Origin of the sequence: Agrobacterium tumefaciens, assembly GCF_005221325.1 — a bacterium.
Classification (GTDB): domain Bacteria; phylum Pseudomonadota; class Alphaproteobacteria; order Rhizobiales; family Rhizobiaceae; genus Agrobacterium.
Window position 1 is genome coordinate 373508 of record NZ_CP039890.1, and the last position, 21199, is coordinate 394706.

The 21199-nt window shown below is 58.9% G+C and carries 21 protein-coding genes, 3 pseudogenes and 1 riboswitch; of the genes and pseudogenes, 14 read left to right on the top strand and 10 right to left on the bottom strand.

The window, feature by feature from the left end; all coding sequences use genetic code 11:
- Positions 1-11: 11 nt before the first annotated feature.
- The 7 genes from CFBP5499_RS27340 to CFBP5499_RS27370 form a co-directional block, all read right to left on the bottom strand.
- Positions 12-1706 (bottom strand): GMC family oxidoreductase, encoded by a 1695-nt coding sequence (locus CFBP5499_RS27340; RefSeq protein ID WP_080830338.1) that lies wholly within the window; start codon positions 1704-1706, stop codon positions 12-14.
- Complete coding sequence (locus CFBP5499_RS27345) at positions 1703-2500, bottom strand: ABC transporter permease (protein WP_080830339.1); 798 nt, start codon at positions 2498-2500, stop codon at positions 1703-1705. Before CFBP5499_RS27345 ends, CFBP5499_RS27340 begins: the two co-directional genes overlap by 4 nt.
- Positions 2501-2503: 3 nt before the next feature.
- A complete protein-coding gene (locus CFBP5499_RS27350) occupies positions 2504-3376 on the bottom strand; it encodes an ABC transporter permease (protein ID WP_080830340.1) in 873 nt (290 codons plus the stop codon).
- 24 nt (positions 3377-3400) lie between these two features.
- On the bottom strand, positions 3401-4441 hold the full coding sequence (locus CFBP5499_RS27355) for an ABC transporter substrate-binding protein (RefSeq protein WP_080830341.1): 1041 nt from the start codon (positions 4439-4441) through the stop codon (positions 3401-3403).
- Positions 4442-4503: 62 nt separating this feature from the next.
- Complete coding sequence (locus tag CFBP5499_RS27360) at positions 4504-5805, bottom strand: NAD(P)/FAD-dependent oxidoreductase (RefSeq protein WP_080830342.1); 1302 nt, start codon at positions 5803-5805, stop codon at positions 4504-4506.
- 19 nt (positions 5806-5824) lie between these two features.
- A complete protein-coding gene (locus CFBP5499_RS27365; RefSeq protein ID WP_137066509.1) occupies positions 5825-6556 on the bottom strand; it encodes an HAD-IA family hydrolase in 732 nt (243 codons plus the stop codon).
- 37 nt (positions 6557-6593) lie between these two features.
- Positions 6594-7685, bottom strand: a complete 1092-nt coding sequence (locus tag CFBP5499_RS27370) for an ABC transporter ATP-binding protein (protein WP_080830343.1) — start codon at positions 7683-7685, stop codon at positions 6594-6596.
- 232 nt (positions 7686-7917) lie between these two features.
- Between CFBP5499_RS27370 and CFBP5499_RS27375 the strand changes: the two genes are divergently transcribed.
- Entirely contained in the window at positions 7918-8898 is a 981-nt protein-coding gene (locus CFBP5499_RS27375; RefSeq protein ID WP_137066511.1) for a LysR family transcriptional regulator, read from the top strand.
- A 114-nt stretch (positions 8899-9012) separates the two neighbouring features.
- Here the strand turns inward: CFBP5499_RS27375 and CFBP5499_RS27380 are convergent, their stop codons facing one another.
- Entirely contained in the window at positions 9013-10011 is a 999-nt protein-coding gene (locus tag CFBP5499_RS27380; protein WP_080830345.1) for a GlxA family transcriptional regulator, read from the bottom strand.
- Between the two features lie 229 nt (positions 10012-10240).
- Here CFBP5499_RS27380 and CFBP5499_RS27385 point away from each other — a divergent pair, with 229 nt between their 5' ends.
- From CFBP5499_RS27385 to CFBP5499_RS30930, 7 genes and pseudogenes are all read left to right on the top strand, one after another.
- On the top strand, positions 10241-11077 hold the full coding sequence (locus tag CFBP5499_RS27385; RefSeq protein WP_080830612.1) for an alpha/beta fold hydrolase: 837 nt from the start codon (positions 10241-10243) through the stop codon (positions 11075-11077).
- A 635-nt stretch (positions 11078-11712) separates the two neighbouring features.
- Complete coding sequence (locus CFBP5499_RS27390) at positions 11713-12177, top strand: DUF1348 family protein (RefSeq protein WP_080830346.1); 465 nt, start codon at positions 11713-11715, stop codon at positions 12175-12177.
- Between the two features lie 2 nt (positions 12178-12179).
- Positions 12180-12743, top strand: a complete 564-nt coding sequence (locus CFBP5499_RS27395) for a TetR/AcrR family transcriptional regulator (RefSeq protein ID WP_080830347.1) — start codon at positions 12180-12182, stop codon at positions 12741-12743.
- A gap of 306 nt (positions 12744-13049) precedes the next feature.
- A complete protein-coding gene (locus CFBP5499_RS27400) occupies positions 13050-13619 on the top strand; it encodes a hypothetical protein (RefSeq protein WP_080802349.1) in 570 nt (189 codons plus the stop codon).
- The gene (locus tag CFBP5499_RS27405; protein WP_080830348.1) at positions 13616-14272 is read left to right on the top strand and encodes a hypothetical protein; all 657 of its coding nucleotides are present in this window, start codon (positions 13616-13618) and stop codon (positions 14270-14272) included. Before CFBP5499_RS27400 ends, CFBP5499_RS27405 begins: the two co-directional genes overlap by 4 nt.
- Entirely contained in the window at positions 14262-14747 is a 486-nt protein-coding gene (locus CFBP5499_RS27410) for a hypothetical protein (RefSeq protein WP_080830349.1), read from the top strand. The genes CFBP5499_RS27405 and CFBP5499_RS27410 overlap by 11 nt, the downstream gene beginning before the upstream one ends.
- Before the next feature lie 581 nt (positions 14748-15328).
- Positions 15329-15373 (top strand): annotated as a pseudogene (locus CFBP5499_RS30930) (hypothetical protein); the annotation flags it as partial.
- A 51-nt stretch (positions 15374-15424) separates the two neighbouring features.
- Here CFBP5499_RS30930 and CFBP5499_RS30245 read toward each other — a convergent pair.
- Positions 15425-15757: pseudogene (locus CFBP5499_RS30245) on the bottom strand (Tn3 family transposase); the annotation flags it as partial.
- Here CFBP5499_RS30245 and CFBP5499_RS27420 point away from each other — a divergent pair.
- Positions 15756-16118, top strand: a pseudogene (locus CFBP5499_RS27420) (plasmid pRiA4b ORF-3 family protein); the annotation flags it as partial. The pseudogenes CFBP5499_RS30245 and CFBP5499_RS27420 sit on opposite strands and share 2 nt — an antisense overlap.
- A 340-nt stretch (positions 16119-16458) precedes the next feature.
- Here CFBP5499_RS27420 and CFBP5499_RS27425 read toward each other — a convergent pair.
- Positions 16459-16665, bottom strand: coding sequence for a hypothetical protein (locus CFBP5499_RS27425; protein WP_130932593.1), 207 nt, complete (start codon positions 16663-16665; stop codon positions 16459-16461).
- Positions 16666-16667: 2 nt separating this feature from the next.
- Positions 16668-16777: riboswitch (guanidine-I (ykkC/yxkD leader) on the top strand.
- Between the two features lie 73 nt (positions 16778-16850).
- On the opposite strand from CFBP5499_RS27425, the gene CFBP5499_RS27430 reads away from it, so the two are divergent.
- From CFBP5499_RS27430 to CFBP5499_RS27450, 5 genes are all read left to right on the top strand, one after another.
- The gene (locus CFBP5499_RS27430; protein ID WP_080830352.1) at positions 16851-17924 is read left to right on the top strand and encodes a putative urea ABC transporter substrate-binding protein; all 1074 of its coding nucleotides are present in this window, start codon (positions 16851-16853) and stop codon (positions 17922-17924) included.
- A gap of 60 nt (positions 17925-17984) precedes the next feature.
- Complete coding sequence (locus CFBP5499_RS27435; protein ID WP_080830353.1) at positions 17985-18803, top strand: ABC transporter permease; 819 nt, start codon at positions 17985-17987, stop codon at positions 18801-18803.
- A complete protein-coding gene (locus tag CFBP5499_RS27440; RefSeq protein WP_080830354.1) occupies positions 18800-19546 on the top strand; it encodes an ABC transporter ATP-binding protein in 747 nt (248 codons plus the stop codon). The genes CFBP5499_RS27435 and CFBP5499_RS27440 overlap by 4 nt, the downstream gene beginning before the upstream one ends.
- 168 nt (positions 19547-19714) lie before the next feature.
- Positions 19715-20530: an urea amidolyase associated protein UAAP1 gene (locus CFBP5499_RS27445; protein WP_175416932.1), complete on the top strand. Its 816-nt coding sequence runs from the start codon at positions 19715-19717 to the stop codon at positions 20528-20530.
- 16 nt (positions 20531-20546) lie between these two features.
- On the top strand, positions 20547-21197 hold the full coding sequence (locus CFBP5499_RS27450) for an urea amidolyase associated protein UAAP2 (protein ID WP_080830356.1): 651 nt from the start codon (positions 20547-20549) through the stop codon (positions 21195-21197).
- Positions 21198-21199: the final 2 nt, after the last annotated feature.

Genomic DNA, 21199 nt, shown 5'->3' on the forward strand with positions numbered 1-21199 from the left:
CTCCAATGATCTCAGCGGCCGGCCAGGATGAAGTCGGCGACCCGTTCTGCGATCATGATCGTGGGAATGTTGGTATTGGCGCACGGGATCGACGGCATCAACGATGCATCGCAAACCCTCAATCCTTCCACGCCGTGTACGCGGCCTGTAGACGACGTCACCGCCGTGGGATCGTCAGCCGATCCCATGCGGCACGTTCCCGAAGGATGCCATGTGCCGCCCACATGGCGGCGGACGAATTCCGTCAACGCCTCGTCGTCTTCAAGCAGCCCCCGCATGGTCGTGCCGAGTGTTATCGCCGAATGCACCAATGCCGGGCGCAGCGGACCCGCCACATCCAGAAGACCCGAGAAAAGACCCCGCTGCAACGCGTTCCATGTCCCTGGTACAGCGACCTTCGCCACCCGAGGCGAATAGCTCGATGGAAAAACAGTGCCGCCGTGCCCCGCCATGAAAGGATCGGACAGTGCCTCCGCTCCCAGCCGCAGCGCAAGCTTGAGCCGCCTCAGATCACGCTCATCGCTCAGCATTCTGAAGTCGACCTCGGGCTCCACATGGGGGTCAAGCGAAACGAGCTTCACGAAGCCGCGCGAATAGGACTTGTTGACCCAGAAGAACAGGCTGCCCAGCCGCAAACCGATGGAATGCCAGCCGGATCGCGACAGGATGGCGGCATGCATGTCACTCTGCGGCGCGCCGTCGAGACCCGACGAGAAACGCCAGATCGCCTGTTCGTGGTGTTCGCTCCTGTCACGCACCCGCATCTGCGGCGGCAGATAGGCAGCGACGGCGATCGAGGGATGCTCCATCAGATTGCGCCCGACGCCATTGCGGCCGGCCACGACATCGCCCCCCACGGCGGCAATGTCACCGACGGGGCCGATACCGGAGCGCATCAGCAGCGCGGGTGTGTGGATGGCGCCGGCAGAGACAATCACGTCCGACGCTTGGATCGTCTCCGCCGTCGCACCTGTCAATCTCGCGCCCGTGGCTCGACGGCCATCGAACAGGATGCGGTCCGCGACGCTTTCGGTGATGATCCTGAGATTCGGGCGTTTGCGCACATCCGCCGTCAGATAGGCAACCGAAGTCGGCAAGCGCTCCCCACTATCGCTCACGGCAATCGCACCGCGAAAGACGCCGTCTTCCCATGCTCCGTTCTGATCAGGTTTTATCGGATGGCCGCGGCGGTCGAGCGTTTTCATAACTCGGTCAACGAAAGGGGAAATCCTGTCGTCGGATATGCGCCGGATCGTCAGCGGTCCGTCCGTACCATGAAGCGGCCCGTCGAAATCCCTGTCGGCTTCGATCTTCAGGAAATAGGGCAGGCAGGCGTCCCAGCCCCAGCCGTCCGCTCCAAGCGCCTGCCACTCGGCATAATCGGCCGGGGCGCCGCGATTGGCCATCAGAGCGTTGATCGCCGAGCCTCCGCCCAGAAGCCGCGCCTGCTCGTAGCAACGCGGTGGACGGGGCGCCGTGTTGGAACGGGCATGGCCCATCAACGCCGTGAGATGCGACCAGATATTGCGCGCATCGAGATAGGCCCGACCGGGATAACGGCCGCGCACCTCATCCGGGATATCGTCCGCCGAAATATTACGCCCGGCCTCAACCAGAACGACCGTCCGCCGCGAATCTGCGGAAAGGCGTGCGGCCAGCACACAGCCCGCCGATCCGCCGCCGAGGATCAGGTGATCGACGATCATGTGGCCCGTCCCTGCGAATATTCGGTGTTGCGGGCATTGATCGCTGCCAGCATCAGCAGGATGAACGAGATCGCCGTCAGCAGGGAGCTGATCGAGGCAATGGTCGGATCGATCTCGTCCCGCAGCGCGGTGAACATGCGCTTTGTGAGCGTCTGGTATTCGCCACCGGAAATGAAAAGCGAGACCACGGTCTCATCGATGGCGGAGATGAAGGCGAAGAGCAGACCGGAAATGACGCTCGGGCGGATTTGCGGCAGGGTGACGATGAAGAAGGTCCGCCAGCGGTTCATGCCGAGGCTTCGCGACACCATTTCCTGCGTGTGGTCGAACTTGCGCAGCCCAACGAGGACGGAGGTAACGACATAGGGCAGACCAAGCATGACGTTGGCGAGGACCAGCCCGGTCAGCGAGGCGAGGAGCCCGATCTGCGCGTAAACCAGAAAGACACCGACAGCGGTGATGACGATCGGCACGATCAGCGGCAGAAGCAGCAGCGCCTGCAGGCTGCGCACCAGCCGCGATTGTGTGAGGTTAAGAGAATAGGCCGCCGCAGTCCCGAGAATGGTGGCGATGACGGCGCTGGAGACGGCGACTATCAGGCTTACACGCGTTGCCTGCATCCAGGCGGCGCTGCCAAGATAAGCCTCATACCAGCGCAGCGACCAGGACGGCGGCGGGAAAGCAAGGAAGCGCGCGCCGGAAAAGGACATTGGCAGGATGATCAGGATGGGGATCATCAGCCAGGCGAGAACGAGGGCTACAAAGCCGTAGAGAAGGATTTTCGACAGGCTCATGTGTCACCTCGTTCCCATGATGCGTTCGAATGGAATGATGAGGCTCGCCAGCCGGAAGACCAGAAAGACACAGACCAGCAGAACGACGCTAATCGACGAAGCTGCGCCCCATTCGTTATAAACCTCGATGTTGCGGGAAACGAGCATAGAGACCATGTAGGTGCGCCCGCCGCCCAGCAGTTCCGGCGTGATATAAAAACCAAGGGTGAGCACGAAGACCAGAACCATGCCGGCGATCAAGCCCGGCAGCGACAGTGGCAGGAAAACCCGCCAAAAGACATGCATGGGTGAGCCGCCGAGGCTGGAACCGGCCATGGTCAGTTCCGTGGGTATTTTCTTCATCGTCGCATAAAGCGGCAGCACCATGAAGGGCAGCAGGATGTGGATCGTCGCCATGACCGTGCCGAATTCGTTGTTGACCAGCCGGAGCGGCGCATCGATCAGGCCCGATCCCGTCAGCGCCGAATTGATGATGCCGTTGCGCTGCAGCAGGATGAGCCAGGCATAGGCGCGCACCAGAACGGATGTCCAGAAAGGCAGCAGCACCATGGCGAGAACGAGCACGCTCCAGCGCTGAGGCAGGCCCGCCGCCACATAGGCGACGGGATAGCCGAGGAGCACGGTCATCAGCGTGACGACCGCCGCAATGCGGAAGGTCTGAAGGAAGGTCATCCAATAGACGGACTCCGTCAGAAACCGCTGATAGTGAACGAGCGTAAAGCCGCCATCCTGCCGGATCGACTGCCAGCCCAGCCACAGAAGCGGCAGGACCAGCAGAACGACGACGACCGCAAGCGCTGGCGCCAGCAGCATCAGCATGAGTCTTTGCTCACGCTGCTCATGCAGCGCCGACGGATTTCGTTTCGACTGTGCCATCAGTGACCCTCCACAGGCCGAACATCATTTCTGGATGAACTGCGCCCAGCGTTTTTGCGCCTCCTCACCGGCTGGTGAACTCCACCACTCATCCGACACCAGAACCTGAAGTGCGGCATTGTTCGGCGAACTCGGCATTTCGGCAGCGCGTTCCGGCGAAATCTTGCCGGTCTTGTACGCTTCAGGATTGCCTGGACCGTAGTCGATATAGGCCGGGAAATTCGCCTGGATTTCAGGGGTCAGCGCCGCGTTGACGAACTTGACCGCCGTTTCAAGGTTCGGCGCGCCCTTGAGAATGCAGAGCGACGTATACTGAAGGAAACCTTCATTGAACGAATAACCGATCGGCGCGCCCTCCTTCACCACCGCAGCAACGCGGCCGTTCCACGCCATCTCCATGTCGACTTCACCATCGGCTAGAAGCTGCGCTGACTGGGCGCCGGAGGTCCACCACACCGTGACATAGGGTTTGATCTCTTCGAGCTTCTTGAAAGCCCGGTCGACATCGAGCGGATAAAGCTTGTCCACTGGCACGCCATCGGCGAGCAAAGCGGCCTCAAGTGTCGCAAGAGGATGGTTACGAAGCGCCCGCGTACCCGGAAATTTCTTTACATCCCAGAAATCCGACCAGCTCTTGGGCGTGTTGCCACCGAACTTGTCCTTGTTGTAGGCAAGCACACTCGAGTAGAATTCATAGGCGACCGAATAGGGGCTCTTGTATTCGGCCGGCATCTTTTCCGCATTGGGTATCTTGGAAAAATCGAGTTTCTCGATCATTCCCTGTTCCCCGCCGCGTATGCAATCCTTCGCCGGCGTGTCGATGACGTCCCAGACGATCTTGCCAGATGCGGACTGCGTCTTGATCACCGGCCAGGCATCCGGCGCGCTGTCCTGATTGACAGTGATGCCAAGCAGCTTGGCGACGGGATCGAGGATCGCCTTGGTCTGCGCCTCCTGGTAGGCGCCGCCCTGCGAGACGAAGGTGACCTGTTCCGCCGACGCCAGGCCAGCCGAAAAGACAGCGGCGGATGCGGAAAGCACGAGCATGGAAAATCTGTATTTCATTTGTCGTTCTCCTCTTTTATGGCGAGGCGCTGTCGCCCCTTTTGGCATTCGACTGTCGGGTCTTAGCGTCCGATTGCATCGAGGAACTGATACCAGCCGGCGACGAGCCGGACGGCTGGCTCCCTGATGGGATAAAAAGGCACGGGGTTGAGCGGCTCTGCGGTCAAGAGCCCGAGATCGGGGCTTTGCCCTGCAACCATAGCTGCAACGTAGCGGCCCATGTTGGAGGCCATGGCCACCCCGGTTCCATTATAACCGACTGCATAGACGACCCGGTCGTCCAGCCGGCCCAGATGCGGAATGCTGTCCATCGTCATGGCCACGAGGCCGGACCAGCGATGGGTGACAGATACGGCTGCGAGTTCTGGAAACTGCCGCACCATGGCCCTGTGCAGCGCCGCAAACGCGCTTTGGGAATCCGCCTTGCCGAAGGCGCCGCGCCCGCCATACATCACACGGTCTCCGACCTTGCGGAACCAGCGCATCATGCGTCGTGTCTCGGTATAGCTGCGTCCCTGCGACAGGAGGGAAGCGGGCCTGCCGGTGAGCGGCTCGGTCGCAATCATTGCGGAGCGGAAGGGAATGATGGATTTGCGGACCGCCGACGTGGCCGGCGTCAGATCAGAATAGGAATTACTGGCGATCACCACCTGTCGGGCCGAAACGACACCGTCAGGCGTTTCAAGAACGATGCCCGCGCCATCTCGCCTGAATGCCGCCACCGGCGTCTTCTCGTGGATCGCGATGCCTGCGGCACTCAATCCGGCCGCCATGCCCAAAACAAAATTCAAGGGGTGAATGACGCCGCCATGGGTATTGAGCATGCCGCCGACGAAATCGCCTGAGCCCGTCTCCGCCTCCATGTCCTCCGGTGAGAGAATGGTGCAGGCGTGGTCGCCAAGCGATCCACGCAGCCACTCGACTTCTTTTTTCAGGCCATCGAGCGACAGCTGATTATGCGCACAGCGCAGCGAACCGGTAGGGCGATAATCGGCAGCGGCGATTGCATAATCGTCTACCAGTTCGCCGACATGATCGATGGCCTCGATACCGAGATCATGCATGCGCCGCGCCGTCTCTATCCCGTAGCGGGCGGCGATGTCGGAGAAGGAAAGCCGGAACTTGCCCGACACCACGCCACCATTGCGGCCGCTCGCGCCCCATCCGATCCGGCTTGCCTCCAGCACTACCGGAGACAGGCCGCGGCGGGCCAGATAGCGCGCCGCGGAAAGGCCCGTATAGCCACCGCCGATGATGGCGACATCGAACCGACGATCACCCGAGAGCCGGTCGAAGGCAGGACGGCTCGAAGCCGTCTCCTGCCAGAGGGAGTGGATATCAGGAAAAGGGGGGCGTGCGGCCATCGGTCCGGCTCTCCCGCTTTCAGGCTGCCGTTGCCGTCTTGACGCCGGCAACAAGCTCCGCGTCCACCGCATCGGCCAGTTGCTTGAGCGAGGAGAAGTGGAAATCGGGCTTGGCCACCACCTTCGGAGCCGGGGTTCCACCGAACCCCTGCTGGCCCTGGCGACGCTCGATCCAGCAGGTCGTGTAGCCAAGTTCGCGGGCCACGCCGATATCGTGATGCTGGCTCTGGGCGACATGCAGGATTTCCGACTGCTTGAAACCGAAAGCCGACTGACGCCCCTTGTTAAAAGCGAAAAACTGCGGATTGGGCTTGGCGCATCCGGCCTCATCACAGGTGACGCTGTCGTGAAACGGATTGCCAAGCGTATCGGAATAGGCGGAAAACGCCGTCCGGTCGGCATTCGTCATGGCGACAAGACGAAAGTTCTTACGCAGGCGGGCGAGCGCTTCCACGGAATCCGCGAAAGCAGGCCAGCGCAGCACTGCAAGCTGGAAGGCTTCCGCCGTGGCGTCGTCATTGTTGAAACCGAGTTCGTTGGCGAGAGAAAGATAGACGTCTTTCATGGCGAAGGAAGATCGTCCATAGAACTTGTCGCGGCCGCGCTTGTACGGTTCGAAAATCTCGTCGTCGGTGACCCTGGCCGCCTTTTCGCCGCCGAGCGCACGCACCGCATTGAGCACACCCGTTTCGAAATCGATCAAAGTGCCGACCACATCGAAGGTCATGACCTTGAATTGCGTAAGCTGCATAGTCTTTATCCTCGTTGACTGCATGGAATGGAATGTCTCAGCCCGCTTCGGGAACGATCACCGTGTCTTCGGGGTGGAGTGAAAGCGTGATCGGTTGACCCGGCGACTTCATGAGCACGCGGCCGGCATGATTGCTAGGAAGCCGGAAGCTCAGATCGCCACCGCTGTCCAGCCGCACGAAAACCCGAATGCTTTCGCCCTGATAAAGCGTATCCGTGACAGTGCCTGTTAGCCTGTTACCGCCATCGGCTTGGGCGCCTTGCGCCACCACGAGTTTTTCCGAATGAACCACGAGATGCAGGTTTTCGCCTTCCGGCACGCGATGCGCCGTGTGCAGCAGCCGGTCTCCCAGCAGCACCGCCATTTCGCTCTCGCGCCGAACCGCAAGCAGGGTCGCCTCGCCGATGAAACGGGCGACGAAGGCGTTGACGGGACGGTCATGCAGGCGCTCCGGCGTATCGACCTGGACCAGACGTCCCCTGTGCATGATCGCTACGCGGTCGCTCATAGTAAGCGCCTCGCGCTGATCATGCGTGACATAGACGATCGTGGCGCCGAGCCGCTTATGCAGCCGCTTGAGTTCGATCTGCATGGTCTCGCGTAGCTGCTTGTCGAGCGCCGAAAGTGGCTCGTCCATGAGAATGAGGCCGGGCTCGAAAATCATGGCGCGCGCCAGCGCCACGCGCTGGCGTTGGCCGCCCGACAATTCGTGGATACGCCTGCTCTCATAGCCGGTGAGTTCGACCATCTCGAGCGCGGCCTTGAGTTTCGCCGGCCAGCTCGCCTTCGGCAGCCGCCGCGCCCTTAGCGGAAAGGTGATGTTTTCGCCGACGCTCATATGCGGAAACAACGCGTAGTTCTGAAAGACGATACCGATGTCCCGCTTATGCGGCGGCTCAAATGTAATATCCCGATCGCCTAACCAAATTGACCCCGATGTTGGCTGGACAAATCCGCCGAGAATTCCCAGCAACGTAGTCTTGCCTGACCCCGAAGGCCCGAGAATGGAAACGAATTCGCCGGGAGCGACATCGAGATTGACATCGTCCAGCGCACGAAACGTTCCGTAGCACTTGACTGCCTCTTTGATGGAAACGCCTACCCGCTCTGTATTTGGCTGCTCAATCATATGATTCCATTAAAAAATCCCCGTACGTTCGGTGGTGCTCCGACGTATGGCAGCGTGTTTTTGCGGAACGAAGAGCAGATTTTCAGCCTGTGACGCCCAGCGCCGGCCTGAAACCAATCTGTCGCGTTCCCCTGAATTCATGGAAGGTCTTTCGCCCTCGTTGGCAGCAAAGAGACCAAACAAAAGGCGGATAAGCAATTGAAAAAAAATCTATACGATGTTACAAAATGTAATGACATTCCTTCGCCGCTCCCTGCCTTCCATGAATGGCCTCTTTACTTTCGAGGCGGCTGCGCGCTGCGGCAGTTTTTCAAGGGCAGCAGACGAATTGAACGTGACGCCAGCGGCTGTGAGCCGCATGATGTCCCGGCTGGAGGAACATCTTGATACGACATTGTTTCTTCGGCAGCCCGGTGGCGTGATGCTGACGGAACCCGGCCAGCTGCTGTTCGATGCGATTGCCAGAGGCTTCGCCGGAATAGAAAGCGCCTTGCGGGAAATCGAGGATCGCCGAACCGGTATCGAAACCGTGTCTCTTTCCGTCTCGACCGGCTTCACCACGCACTGGATGATGCCGAGAATGGCCGAATTCAAAAGGGAATTTCCCAATGTCGATCTTCGTTTTCAGCTCATGATGGGCGCCCTATCGGGACCGGTCAACGACGTCGATCTTGGGATGCGTTTCGTCGATGGACCGGACAGGCATCACGAGGCAGCTTTCGTCATGCCCGAAATCCTGCTGCCGATCTGCAGTCCGGGCTACAGGGAAAGCCATGCCATTTCCGGCAACGATATTGATCGCGTGCCGGATACGACGATCAATTTAAGCGATGCGCAACCCAACTGGTCGACGCTGTTCACACCGGCCAGCGGCAGCGACCCGCAGAATTCGATGATCTTCTCCGATTACGCCATCGTCGTGCAAGCTGCTCTTCTGGGCCAGGGCGTGGCGCTTGGCTGGCTTAACGTCGTCGCCCATTGGCTGCGGACACGGACACTGGTTCCAGCGAGCGAGCAATTGATGGTCACCGGCCGGCGCTGCCATCTTATCCGGCTGCGCACCAAGCCCGCCCGCCCGATCGTCACGCAGGTCAAGGAATGGATGATCGGTGAATTAAAGGCAGACGTCGAAGCGGTGAGCGCGCTTTATCCGACTTTGAATATCGATTCAGTGGGTTCCGACGCAACCATCAATCAAAAACAAGGCTTTTGAAGTGATCCGAACCTTCAACCCGGCAGTTTCAGCAAGCAAACGACCGAGATCTACTGCTCAGCTTGAACGCTGGCCGCCCATCTACTGTCGGCAGCGCATCCCAACACAATTTGATTACAGTCGCGCGTCTCCGCGATAGACGTTTGGCTTCGCGCCCGTCAACCGACCGAATATCTTGCGGAATGCTGCCGGATCCGCATAGCCGACGGCCCAGGCAATGCTCTCGACAGAACCATTTGTTGTTTCCAGCAACTGCCGCGCCTTCATGATGCGCACGTTCTGCAGATACTCGGTCAGTTTCAGCCGTGTCGCTCGGAAAAAGCGGCGCTGGAGCGTCCGTTCCGAAAGACGCACGCTGTGTGCCAGTTCGCCGATCGACTTTTGCAGCTCCGGTGTCGCATGAAACTGATGCTGGACCTGCAGGACCTCCTTGTCGCCGTGATCGAAGCGAGGAAGAAAAGCCTTGTACTGGCTCTGACTGCGACGCGGCGGATCCACGACCAGAAAGCGAGCCGTCTCCAACATCACGGCCTGCCCGAGCAGCTTCTCGACAAGCAGCAGGCCGAGATCCGCCCAGGCCAGAATGCCGCCTGCGGTGATTACGTCACCATCGTCGATGATCATATTGTCAGGTGAGACGTCGATTTTAGGAAACTGCTCGGCAAGCCTCTCGGCAAAAGCCCAGTGGGTTGTGGCGCGCCGGCCGTCGATTAGCCCGGTCTCGGCAAGCACAAACGCCCCGGCACAGATCGAACAGACGGTCACACCACGCGCATGCTGGGACGCGAGCCATTGCGAAGCGGGGCTCATGCTCTGCATTTTCTCCGGCATGATGATGCTCGGTGGCGCGATGACGTAGCTCAGCGAGTGCGCAACTCCGGGGTGTGAATCCCATGTGCAGGACACATCTGCGTCCTCCATCTTCCAGTAGCTAACGCGGATGTTACGAAGACTTGTCGGTGTCTGCAGATTCGTCGACCATTCGCTGGCGACGCGAAACAGATCGGTCAATCCATAGACGGCAGCCAACTGGCAGTCCGGGTAGACCAGCAACCCCACCTCTATGAATTCAGCTTCTTTCCGTTTTGCCACTTTTGCCTCGGATAAAGTCATTTCCGCCACGTGTTTCTGTCAGGAGATGGCGATAGTTTCTCTTTGTCAAATACGGAATTCGCAAACACAGCGCGACAGGAGAAATGCAATGTCATCCGATACAGATCGGTTTTTCGTGTCGAGGCGCAGCGTACTGATCGGAAGCATCGCACTTGCCGGCGTGAGCATCCCGTTGCTCGCCTTCTCACAGACCTCTTCCACGAACAGTTCATCACAAGGAGATATCGACATGGGCTTCGTAACAACCAAGGACGGCACTGAAATCTTTTACAAGGACTGGGGTCCGAAGGACGCACAGCCAATCGTCTTCCACCATGGCTGGCCACTGTCGTCCGATGACTGGGATGCACAGATGCTGTTCTTCGTTTCCAAGGGTTTTCGTGTTGTCGCCCATGACCGCCGTGGTCACGGCCGTTCCGCCCAGGTTGCAGATGGTCACGATATGGACCACTACGCCGCTGACGCCTTTGCAGTCGTTGAGGCGCTCGATCTGAAGAATGCCGTCCATATCGGCCATTCCACCGGTGGCGGCGAAGTCGCCCGTTATGTCGCCAAGCATGGCGAACCCGCCGGCCGCGTTGCCAAGGCCGTTCTCGTTTCCGCCGTACCGCCGCTGATGCTCAAGACCGAGGCCAATCCGGAAGGCCTGCCGATGGAAGTGTTTGACGGCTTCCGCTCAGCACTTGCAGCAAACCGCGCCCAGTTCTTCCGCGATGTGCCGGCCGGCCCGTTCTACGGCTTCAACCGTGATGGCGCGACCGTGCATGAAGGCGTTATCCAGAACTGGTGGCGTCAGGGTATGATGGGCGGCGCAAAGGCCCACTATGACGGCATCAAGGCTTTCTCCGAAACCGACCAGACTGAAGACCTGAAGAATATCAGCGTTCCGACGCTGGTTCTGCATGGTGAAGACGATCAGATCGTTCCGATTGCCGACTCGGCTCATAAGTCGGTCAAACTGTTGAAAAACGGCACGCTGAAGACCTATCCCGGTTTCTCGCACGGCATGCTGACAGTCAATGCCGATGTGCTGAATGCCGATCTGCTGGCCTTCATCAAGGGCTGATTCGGTCTGGCGTGGATGATCCATGCCGCGGCCGTCTGTGGCCGATCGAGAAAATAAAAGGGGCATCCGCGCCCCTTTTTACCGATCATCGCCCCGCAGGCCGCATTCGGCCTCGCAGTGGTCTCCGTACCGATTACTACGGCATAGCCGTTCGAAGGCTTTTCGAAGTCGCTCCTTTGGAAGCATTGAGTTCATTGGACCACAATAGACAAGGTCCGACGATGCGGCGCTCTAAGCCGCCAATCTCCCTGATACTGGCAACACCGCCTTCCCCATGCTTCTCCGGAATACATCATTGCCATGACCGGTCGCCTCTAGGCGATAGGGCGGGCTTTGATGTATCGGCGCGGGCCTATGTCCCGGCTTTAGAGCCGACGAGTGCGCTTGTTGTGATGATGGAACCGGGGTTGCTGCGCATCAAGTCCATTGCGGACGGGCGCACGGATGGTCCGTCTTGTTCCCATTAGTCTCAACATAGGCCCTCCGGTTCGGGATCGGCATCGGGAAAGCACGTCGCAAGTTTTCGCGCGGACGCCGTATGAAACCCGTTGACACCGAAAATCATTCCACCTATTGTACCAATAGGTACAGCCTTTACCTATTGGTACAACAAGCGGCTCACGAAGGAAATACTCATGTCACGTCCTCCTCTCCCCCCGTTCACACGCGAAACCGCAATCGAAAAAGTCCGTCTGGCCGAAGACGGCTGGAACAGCCGCGATGCCGCCAAGGTCGCGCTTGCCTACACGATCGACACCCGCTGGCGGAACCGCGTCGAATTCGCTACCAGCCGTGAGGAAGCTCAGGCATTTCTGACACGTAAGTGGAACAGGGAGCATGAATACCGCCTTATCAAGGAGCTCTGGGCTTTCACCGGGAACCGCATCGCTGTAAGGTACGCCTACGAATATCGCGACGACAATGGCCAGTGGTTCCGCGCGTATGGTAACGAGAACTGGGAATTCGCGGAGGACGGCCTGATGGCGTATCGCCACGCATCCATCAACGAAATGCCGATCGCGGAGAGCGATCGCCTTTACCATTGGCCGCTCGGCCGCCGTCCGGACGACCACGCCAGCCTCAGTGATCTGGGTCTCTAATCATGGCCCGCATGGTCGCTGAAAGATCCGACGCCGTCGCCTCCCTGGCCGAAGTATTTCGCGAGCATGGATATGAAGGTGCGAGCCTTGCCCTGATCGGCAAGGCCACCGGCCTGGGCAAGGGCAGCCTGTATCACTTCTTTCCGAATGGGAAGGAGGAGATGGTTCAGGCTGTGCTCGCCGAAATCGAGCAATGGTTTGAAGATTCCGTCTATTCTCCTCTGCGAGACCGAGACGACGCCAACGCCGCGATTGCGGCAATGCTCGATGAAACCGCGAAATACTTCAGGTCGGGGAGGCGCGTCTGTCTCGTCGGCGCTTTGGCTGTTACCAACACCCGAGACCTATTCGCCCAAGCCATCCGAGGTTACTTCGTCGCCTGGGTGGACGCTCTCCAAGCAGCGCTCATCCGGCAGGGCCGTAACGCTGAGCGGGCACGCGTCCTTTCGGAAGATGCCGTTCTCTCTATCCAGGGGGCGATCGTCCTCTCCCGGGCGCTCGACGAGCCCGCCGTCTTCCAAAGGGCTATCAACCGGCTACACGAGCGCTTGATAGGCGCAGGTTGACAACTGTTTTCCACCAAGACGGTCTCGACTCAACCACTCTATGCCGTCGAGGCATCCGCCGTGCTTACCCCGCCTCCTTGGCTCTTGAAGGGACATGAACTCGCGACCCCTTTGTTTAGTGGCCGTATCTTTATCAAGTTTCCCAATCGTGGCGTCTACTTGCCTTTAGAAATGGCAGATCATTGAGCCGTTTGTGGTCCAGCCCGACGGGTCCACTCTAGCCCCGAGGCACTTACATTGATTATATTTGACAAAACAGTTGGACGCCCCTTAATGTCCTCAGTCCTAGGACAAAGGACAAATATAATGAAAAGTCAGGATATTGTCGTCCTGCTGAAATTGATCAGCTTGCAGGATCAAGAGCTCGAGAAGGGCTCAGAGCGACTGCGATCGGAATCGATTGGCGGGGATCCCTACGCTGTCCGAAATCTGGAAAATCTCACGGGCATCAGCAAAACAGAAATTGCCCAATCCATCAAGCGAAGCGTAGCATCCGGTATCGCGCGGAAGGACAACGCGAAAAATGAACCACGCCCACACCGACGAAACCTGTTCAACTTCATCATTCACGGTTTGAGGTTCGTGTTCCCCGCAAACCCGGGCCCAATGCAACGCGGCATCCCGACGGCGTTCGCGGCCCCTATGCTCGAAGGATTGCTCGTCAGCGGCGGAAGCTACAACTACGTGTGGCCATACGCCGAAGGGCGAGAGATGGGGCAATCGGTGGAACCGTTGTTCAAGAGCGTGCCGGAAGCAGCCTTGAAAGACCAGCACCTCTACGAATATCTGGCTCTGGTCGATGCCATCAGACTTGGCAACCAGCGCGAAGTTGGACTGGCAAGCGATCACCTCAAATCAAGAATGCTCGCGAAATGACTGAGATCCGCGAGCAGCTGTTGGAGATGCTGAAGGCCGTCGCTACCGCTCTTGGCGATGACCTCCGCAACCGTCTCGTCTTTGTCGGAGGGTGCACAACGGCGCTGTTCATCACAGACCCGGTGACGCTGGAAGACGTCAGGTCGACGGACGATATCGATCTGATCGTCGATCTTGCCGGATTGCACGAATGGGCAATGCTGCTGGAAGACCTGCGCACAAAAGGTTTCGTAGAGGCTGCTGACGATGATGTGATCTGCCGGATGCGCCTTGGCAGGCTCAAGGTCGATTTCATGCCCGATGATGAAGCAATCCTCGGTTTTAGCAATCGTTGGTATGCGACCGGGATCGAAACGGCTCAGCCGCACATCCTCGATACCGGCCTAGACATAAAGGTGCTGACACCGCCCGCCAGTCGCGATGCGGAGGATCTGTTGTTGATGGTTGACGGACGCGAGGAGCTACTAGCCGAGATTTCTGCTGCCTCCGATGACGTGCGTCAATTCACCGCCGAGGGGTTCCGCGCACTTCTCGCCAATAGTGATTTCGACGACTTTCTTGAAGGAAATCTCCGTAAACAGCCTGGCCGCTCAGCCATCGTAAAAGCGCGCTATGTGACGATCAGCCAGTGTGATGGCCAAAATGCGGGCTAACCTCGAATGGCGCACGCTGAAGGGAACCCGCACAAGCGACAACCGGGACTTTGCTGGCATCGGCATGAATGCTCACGGCCTGCTGATGATCATCACAGACGGATCGACAGCCGGCGAGAGCAGTGGAGACCTTCCCCGCGTGCTGGTAAAGGAGATGGTCGATTGGTTTGCCGCGGCTTCTCCGGTCTCAACTGAGGTCCTATGCGACTTCCTCCGCGATCTGCACCGTGATCTGGCACCACGCTTCCCGCGAGGGTCTGCAAGCTATCTCGTCGTGATTTGCGGCGTGGAGGACTGCTTTGCCGCCTATGCAGGAGATTGCTCATTGGGCATCAGGGACGCGGATGAATCCGTATCCTGGATAACCGCCCCACACACCTTGGTGAATGCAGTAAAAGACTTACCGCATGCTGAAATCGCGAAATCTCTTGACGTCAAGCTTCCGATCCAGGGAATTTATTGCCCCGACGATTGAGAAAATCAAGGGACCGGCAGCGCGTCTGATCATGGCAACCGATGGCTTTTGAGCCGAGTTAAGTCCCGATCAACAGACCACGTTCCTTCATACAGGCAGCAGGGCGGCGTCAGCCGAGCAGGACGACTGCAGCGCCCTGTTGATCAGCCTCGCCCAAACGGAAAACGTCGATGAGATCCTTCTCAAAGAGGGTGCCTCGGATGGGCTCTACATTCGAAGGCTCGACTGACGTCTGTGGGGTGTTGGTCGCGATGTTTATCTGCGTGTATCTGAACGATACGATCCATCCGGGGCATTGAGTGTGCCTTGGCAAACAAAGGGGATTGACCACCGGAAGTTGTCAGGTACGCCTTCGGCAAGGCGGCACTACCGGCGCCAGGTAATGCCTTCAGTGTCTCCCGGGCACGCGGTCGCGCGTGTCATCGATCGCCACCCTCGCCACTGGGCATATCAAAGGAATGGAAAACTTGGATCTCTTATGCAGCTTCGCCCATCGTTTCCCATTCCTGGCTGCCGGAATACTGGACTGAGATCAGCATAAGCGACGAAACTTTCGTGAGGAGACGATCACCGACATACTCATGGCGGGGCTCGTTCCCTTCGAGCCGTTTGGAATCCGCGTCGACTTTCCCCGCGACGAGTCCATCACTGGCGGGGACATGGACTGGGAATTCGTGCAGAGCAGTGATCGTATCGAGGAACATGCGCAGCGCTTTGGCGGTGTTCGCTCTGCAGTCCATCCGTCGCTGTTTCTTTCGATTGTTGGCTTGCGAGAACAACTTACCCATCAGTTTGATGAACATCGTTACCGCGTCGTCCATGAGCTTCTGGCAAAGCTTGATGACTTGAGCCACGATCAGAGCGTGGCGGCGACTGGCGTTGAAGTCGTTGGCAAGCCAGGCCGGGGTTGCGTTGCCCTCCCGGATCGTCTGGTCCCACCGTCCGGATGATACGCGCGCCTGCAGTTCCGGATCGATCTCCAGCCGCTGCAGAAACGCTATCCGCTCGGACTTCGAGGAAGGCTCTCTCTTCAGCTACCACTATGATTTCGGGGATGGTTGGCGGCACACGGTCATGGTCGAGGAGTTCTTGACGCTCACTACCGCGCCCAAACACGGGAGCTGTGTCGCAGGCGAAAGGGCGCGGCCGCCCGAGGATGTGGGTGGCGTATCGGGTTACGAGCGGTTTTTGGAGATCATCGCCGATCGAGACGATCCCGAATATGCCGAAACCGTAAGTTGGTGCGGTGGATATCTTGATCCGGAATGGTTCGACCTTTCGATTGTGGACATGGATGTCCGCAATGCTTTGTGCTCAAACGTTAAACGGCGCTTGTATCAACCAAAGCCGAAATCCGTCACGAAGAAATGAGTAGGCTAAATTTCTAGGTGAACGCCTTGAGCGGAATCGAATTAGATCGCCGCCTTGGATTCGCTAAGCGTTTGTAACCTCCTTGTTTAATATAAAAGTTTCGTTTGCGACAGCATGGTGCTGTACGGAACTATGCCGCCATCCCGCAGGCTGCGTTGGCCCCTGCTTGAATGCTCGAGAGCTTTCAGCGACACCCATCGGGAAAGGTTAGTTGTTAGAAGGGCAAATTCCACTGGGTCCGATCAAAAGGTTGGCCGCTTGGGACACTCCACGAGTCCCACCACATCGTGATTGCCTCGACAATCGCCTTGCATGCACGATCAGTTTGACTGGCATGGTGTTATTGTCCGTTGGCAATTTCTGGAATGACTATGGTGGCGGAATGGCCTGACGAAAGCACGAAACGGCGGCTGGCCGAAGCTGCGCCTAAAAAATAAGCTTGGAAGCCCATCGGCAAGAACACAAATCGGGCACTCTTCTTCGCATTTTGACGAAATCGCGCGTCAGAACCCGAAATCCCATCTGGCACGCGATTTGCATCATTCATTCCGAGTTGGCCGCTAGGGTTCCGGTGCAGGTTTGCATGACTGGTCCGAGAGCAGCCACTGTGCGAGGAGAAATCTCGCACAGATGCACGGCGGGACAAAAGCCCGGGAGACCTCGTTAGCCAAGGGATTGGCGGCGTTGGTCTATGCCGATCCCTTTTTGAGAACAAGCAAAAGGGGAATACCAATGCAGACTTTCAGAACAATCATTTCAGTTTCCGTGCTGGGTGGCCTTCTAGCGCTCCCGCTTGTTTCGACAGCGGATGCTGCGCCGAAAAAGGATTTCAAGGTCGCCTGGTCGATCTATGTCGGCTGGATGCCCTGGGGCTATGCCGCCGACCATGGCATCGTTAAGAAATGGGCCGATAAATACGCCATCAATATCGAGGTCACGCAGTTCAACGATTACGTGGAATCGATGAACCAGTATACGGCGGGCGCTTTTGACGCCGTGACGCTGACCAACATGGACGGCCTGTCTATTCCCGCTGCCGGCGGCGTCGATACAACCGCCGTCATCGTCGGCGACTTCTCGAACGGAAACGATGCCGTCATCCTCAAGGACAAAAAAGACCTTGCCGAGATCAAGGGCCAGAACATCAATCTCGTGGAGTTTTCCGTGTCGCACTATCTGCTTGCACGGGCGCTTGAAACCATCGGCTCATCCGAACGCGATGTGAAAGTCGTCAATACCTCGGACGCGGACATGGTCGCCGCTTATCAAACACCGGAGGTTTCCGCTGTCGTGACGTGGAATCCGCTGGTTTCGACCATTCTCCAGAATTCCTCGGCCAACAAGGTTTTCGACAGTTCCAAAGTCCCCGGCGAGATCATCGATCTGATGGTAGCCCATACCGATGTGCTGAAGGATAATCCCGATTTCGGCAAGGCGCTCGCGGGCATCTGGTACGATACGATGAAGGTGATGACCGCCGAGAGCGCGGAAGGCAAGGCCGCGCGTGAAGCGATGGGCAAGGCGTCCGGCACGGATCTTGCGGGTTTCGAGGCCCAGATGGCGGCCACCAAGCTGTTCGAAAAGCCGGCGGACGCGGTCGCCTTCACGGCTTCGCCGGACCTGCCGAAGACCATGGACCGGGTGCGGCACTTCCTGTTCGACAAGGGCCTGCTTGGCAACGGCGCTTCATCGGCGGACGCGATCGGCATAGCGTTTCCGGATGGGACCGTCCGCGGTGACACGTCCAACGTCAAGTTCCGCTTCACGACGGACTACATGGCCGAAGCGGCCAAGGGAATGCTCTGAGGACCAGCTGCACCGCGCCCCGGCGCGGTCTTCCACCCTTCCATTACCCCGGAGTTTCCCATGCGCTGGATCAATTCGCGTCCTTCGAACGGTGCCCGCCTTGGACTTGCCGTCCTGCCCTTTGCGGCCATACTGATCGCTTACACGGTCGGCTCGGCGGCACGGCTTGCCGAAAACGCCAATGACAAGCTTCTGCCGGGCTTAGCCGGCCTTGCCGACGCCATCAACCGGCTGGCGGTCATTCCCGATGCCCGCACGGGCGATATTCTTCTATGGGCGGATACGCTCGCAAGCCTCGCCCGCCTATTTTCGGGGCTGGGCATAGCAACCGCAATGGCGTTGGCCATAGGCATGCTCATCGGCATGCTGCCTTACGCCCGATCACTGCTGTCGCCCTTCGTCGGCGCCATTTCCATGGTGCCGCCGCTGGCGCTTTTGCCTATCCTTTTCATCCTGCTCGGCCTTGGCGAAATTTCCAAGATCGCACTCATCGTCATCGGCGTGGCGCCCGTGATGATCCGGGATCTGGCGCTGAGGGCCATCGAACTGCCGCGCGAGCAGATCATCAAGGCCGAGACGCTTGGGGCAAACTCATGGCAGATCGCACTGCGCGTGGTGCTGCCGCAGGTCCTGCCGCGGCTCATCACCTGTCTGCGTCTCCAGCTCGGACCGGCCTGGCTTTTCCTGATTGCGGCGGAAGCTATTTCGTCGGATGCGGGGCTCGGTTATCGCATCTTCCTCGTTCGCCGCTATCTCGCGATGGATGTGATTTTTCCCTATGTCATCTGGATCACGCTTATCGCCGTGCTGACCGACTGGCTGCTGGAGCGGCTGCGTCTTGCCATCTTTCCCTGGTCGGCAACGGAGAACAAGGCATGAGCACGCTGACCATCGACAATGTCTGGAAGGAATATGGTGATCAGATCGTGCTGGAGAATGTTTCGCTTGAGATCGAATCCCGCGCATTCGTTGCGCTTGTTGGTCCCTCCGGCTGCGGCAAAACCACTTTCCTGCGCATGATCCTCGGCCAGGAGCGACCGAGCCGCGGCACGATCCTTCTCGACGGCAAACCGCTGCCGGGCGAACCGGGACCGGACCGTGGTGTCGTATTCCAGAAATATTCGGTGTTTCCGCATCTGACCGTGCTCGGCAACGTGTTGATCGGCAAAGAACTTGTCGCGTCGCCGGCGAGCGGACGGCTGCTCGGCTCAGCCCGCCGGGCTGCGATCGACGAGGCCCGCACCATGATAGGCGATGTCGGCCTTTCAGGGTCGGAGTACAAATATCCTGCCCAGCTTTCCGGCGGCATGCAGCAGCGTCTGGCGCTTGCCCAGACGCTGCTGATGCGGCCGAAAATCCTGCTGCTCGACGAGCCCTTCGGCGCACTTGACCCCGGCATTCGCGCCGAAATCCACCAGCTGATGAAACGGCTGTGGAACGAGGCGCAGATGACGGTGGTGATGGTGACGCACGACATGCGTGAGGCCTTCACGCTTGCCACGCGCGTCATTGCTTTCGAGCGACCGCGCGACCGCCCGGAGGAAAAACTGCGCTATGGCGCAACGGTTACCCGCGACATTTCGATCTGGCCGCCGCGCCGGGCCGGCGGCGTCGCCGCCTGAAACGATATCCACCATCAGGGCCAAGCTCTCTGATGTCGACTGCGCAGTTACGGATACAGGAGTGGCTCAACACCCTTGCCGGAATTGCTTTTGACGGCCCGCCGGGACGACCCGGCAAACAAGGGCAGACACCGGGACGACCCGAACTCAACCGCCATGGAGCACCTTATGCACCAAAGACGTTCGCCCGAAGAAATCGCCGCCAACCGCGCCCGTTATGAAGACCACCAGAAAAAGGGGCTGGAATTTGCGCCCAAGGCGCTGCCCGGCCTCAGCCTCCTGCCCGAATCCGCGCTCGACGAAACGCAGATCCTCCACCGCGAAATCATTCCCGGCGGCTGGTACTGGACGACCAGGCTGCGCCGGGACGAGGTGCTGCGCATCAGCCTGAGCCACGGCTTCTCTTCGATTGCGCTTATCGCCTGGAATGCCGCCGACACATCGGAACGCATCAATCTGCCCGACACGATCAAGGTGCAGTGGACGACGGGGCTTTCCAAAGGTCGCGTCATCTTTTCCGACATGGGGCGTGTGATGTTTTCGATTACCGAGGACAGTTCCGGCGCCCATGACTGCCTTGTGGGCGGCTCGAACGCGCAGAGCAATGCCCGTTATGACCGCGCCCATCTGCGCGACACCCGCGATAATTTCATCAAGCTGGCGATGAAACTCGGCCTCGACCGCCGTGACATTCCGGCGGCACTGTCGCTTTTCGCACCCGTGCGTGTTGATGCCGAGGGCCGTTTTTTCTGGAACCCGGCTCTGCTCAACGGTGGAGACTATGTCGAGCTGCGCGCGGAAATGGACATGCTGGTCGGTTTTTCCAATTGCCCGCATCCGCTTGATCCTAACCCGGCCTATGCGCCGAACCCGGTGACGGTTACCCGCCTTGCGGCCGCTCCGGTTGCCGCTGACGACCTGTGCCGGACCGCCACCGCCGAGGCCGTGCGCGGTTTCGAAAACAACGTACTTTCCAATCTTTGAGCCGGGAGAAACGAATATGACCGATTTCATTGAAACCGTTTCGTCGCGCACATGTGAAAATGCAGCGCAAGACCACTACGTCCCGGCTGAAAACCCCTTCTCCACCTTCATCCGCAAGGGCGCTACGGTTCGCATCGAAGACACTTACGGCCAGCAGGCCATTGATACGCTGTTTTACAACGCTCGAGATTTTTCCGAACGCTACTCCGGTCAGGATACGGTGCGGGCGCAGGGCGCTGCCTATATATCGACGGGCACGAAAATCATGTCGTGTGAGGGCCGTGTGATGCTGACCGTGACCGCCGACAGCTGCGGCCGTCACGACACCTCCGCCGGCGCCTGCTCCTGCGAAAGCAACACGGTGCGTTTCGGCCACGGGACGAAATATCTTCATGCCTGCCGGGACAATTTCGTCGCCGAGGTCGCGAAATACGGCATGGGCAAGCGCGATGTCGTTTCCAATATCAACCTCTTCATGAATGTGCCCATATCGCCCAATGGCGGCATGACCATCGTCGACGGCATTTCCGCGCCCGGCGACTACGTCGAGCTGGTGGCCGAGATGGACGTGCTGCTGGTCATTTCCAACTGCCCACAGATCAACAATCCCTGCAATGGTTTCGATCCGACGCCGATCCGGGTGCTCGTTTGGAATGAGGAGGATTGAGC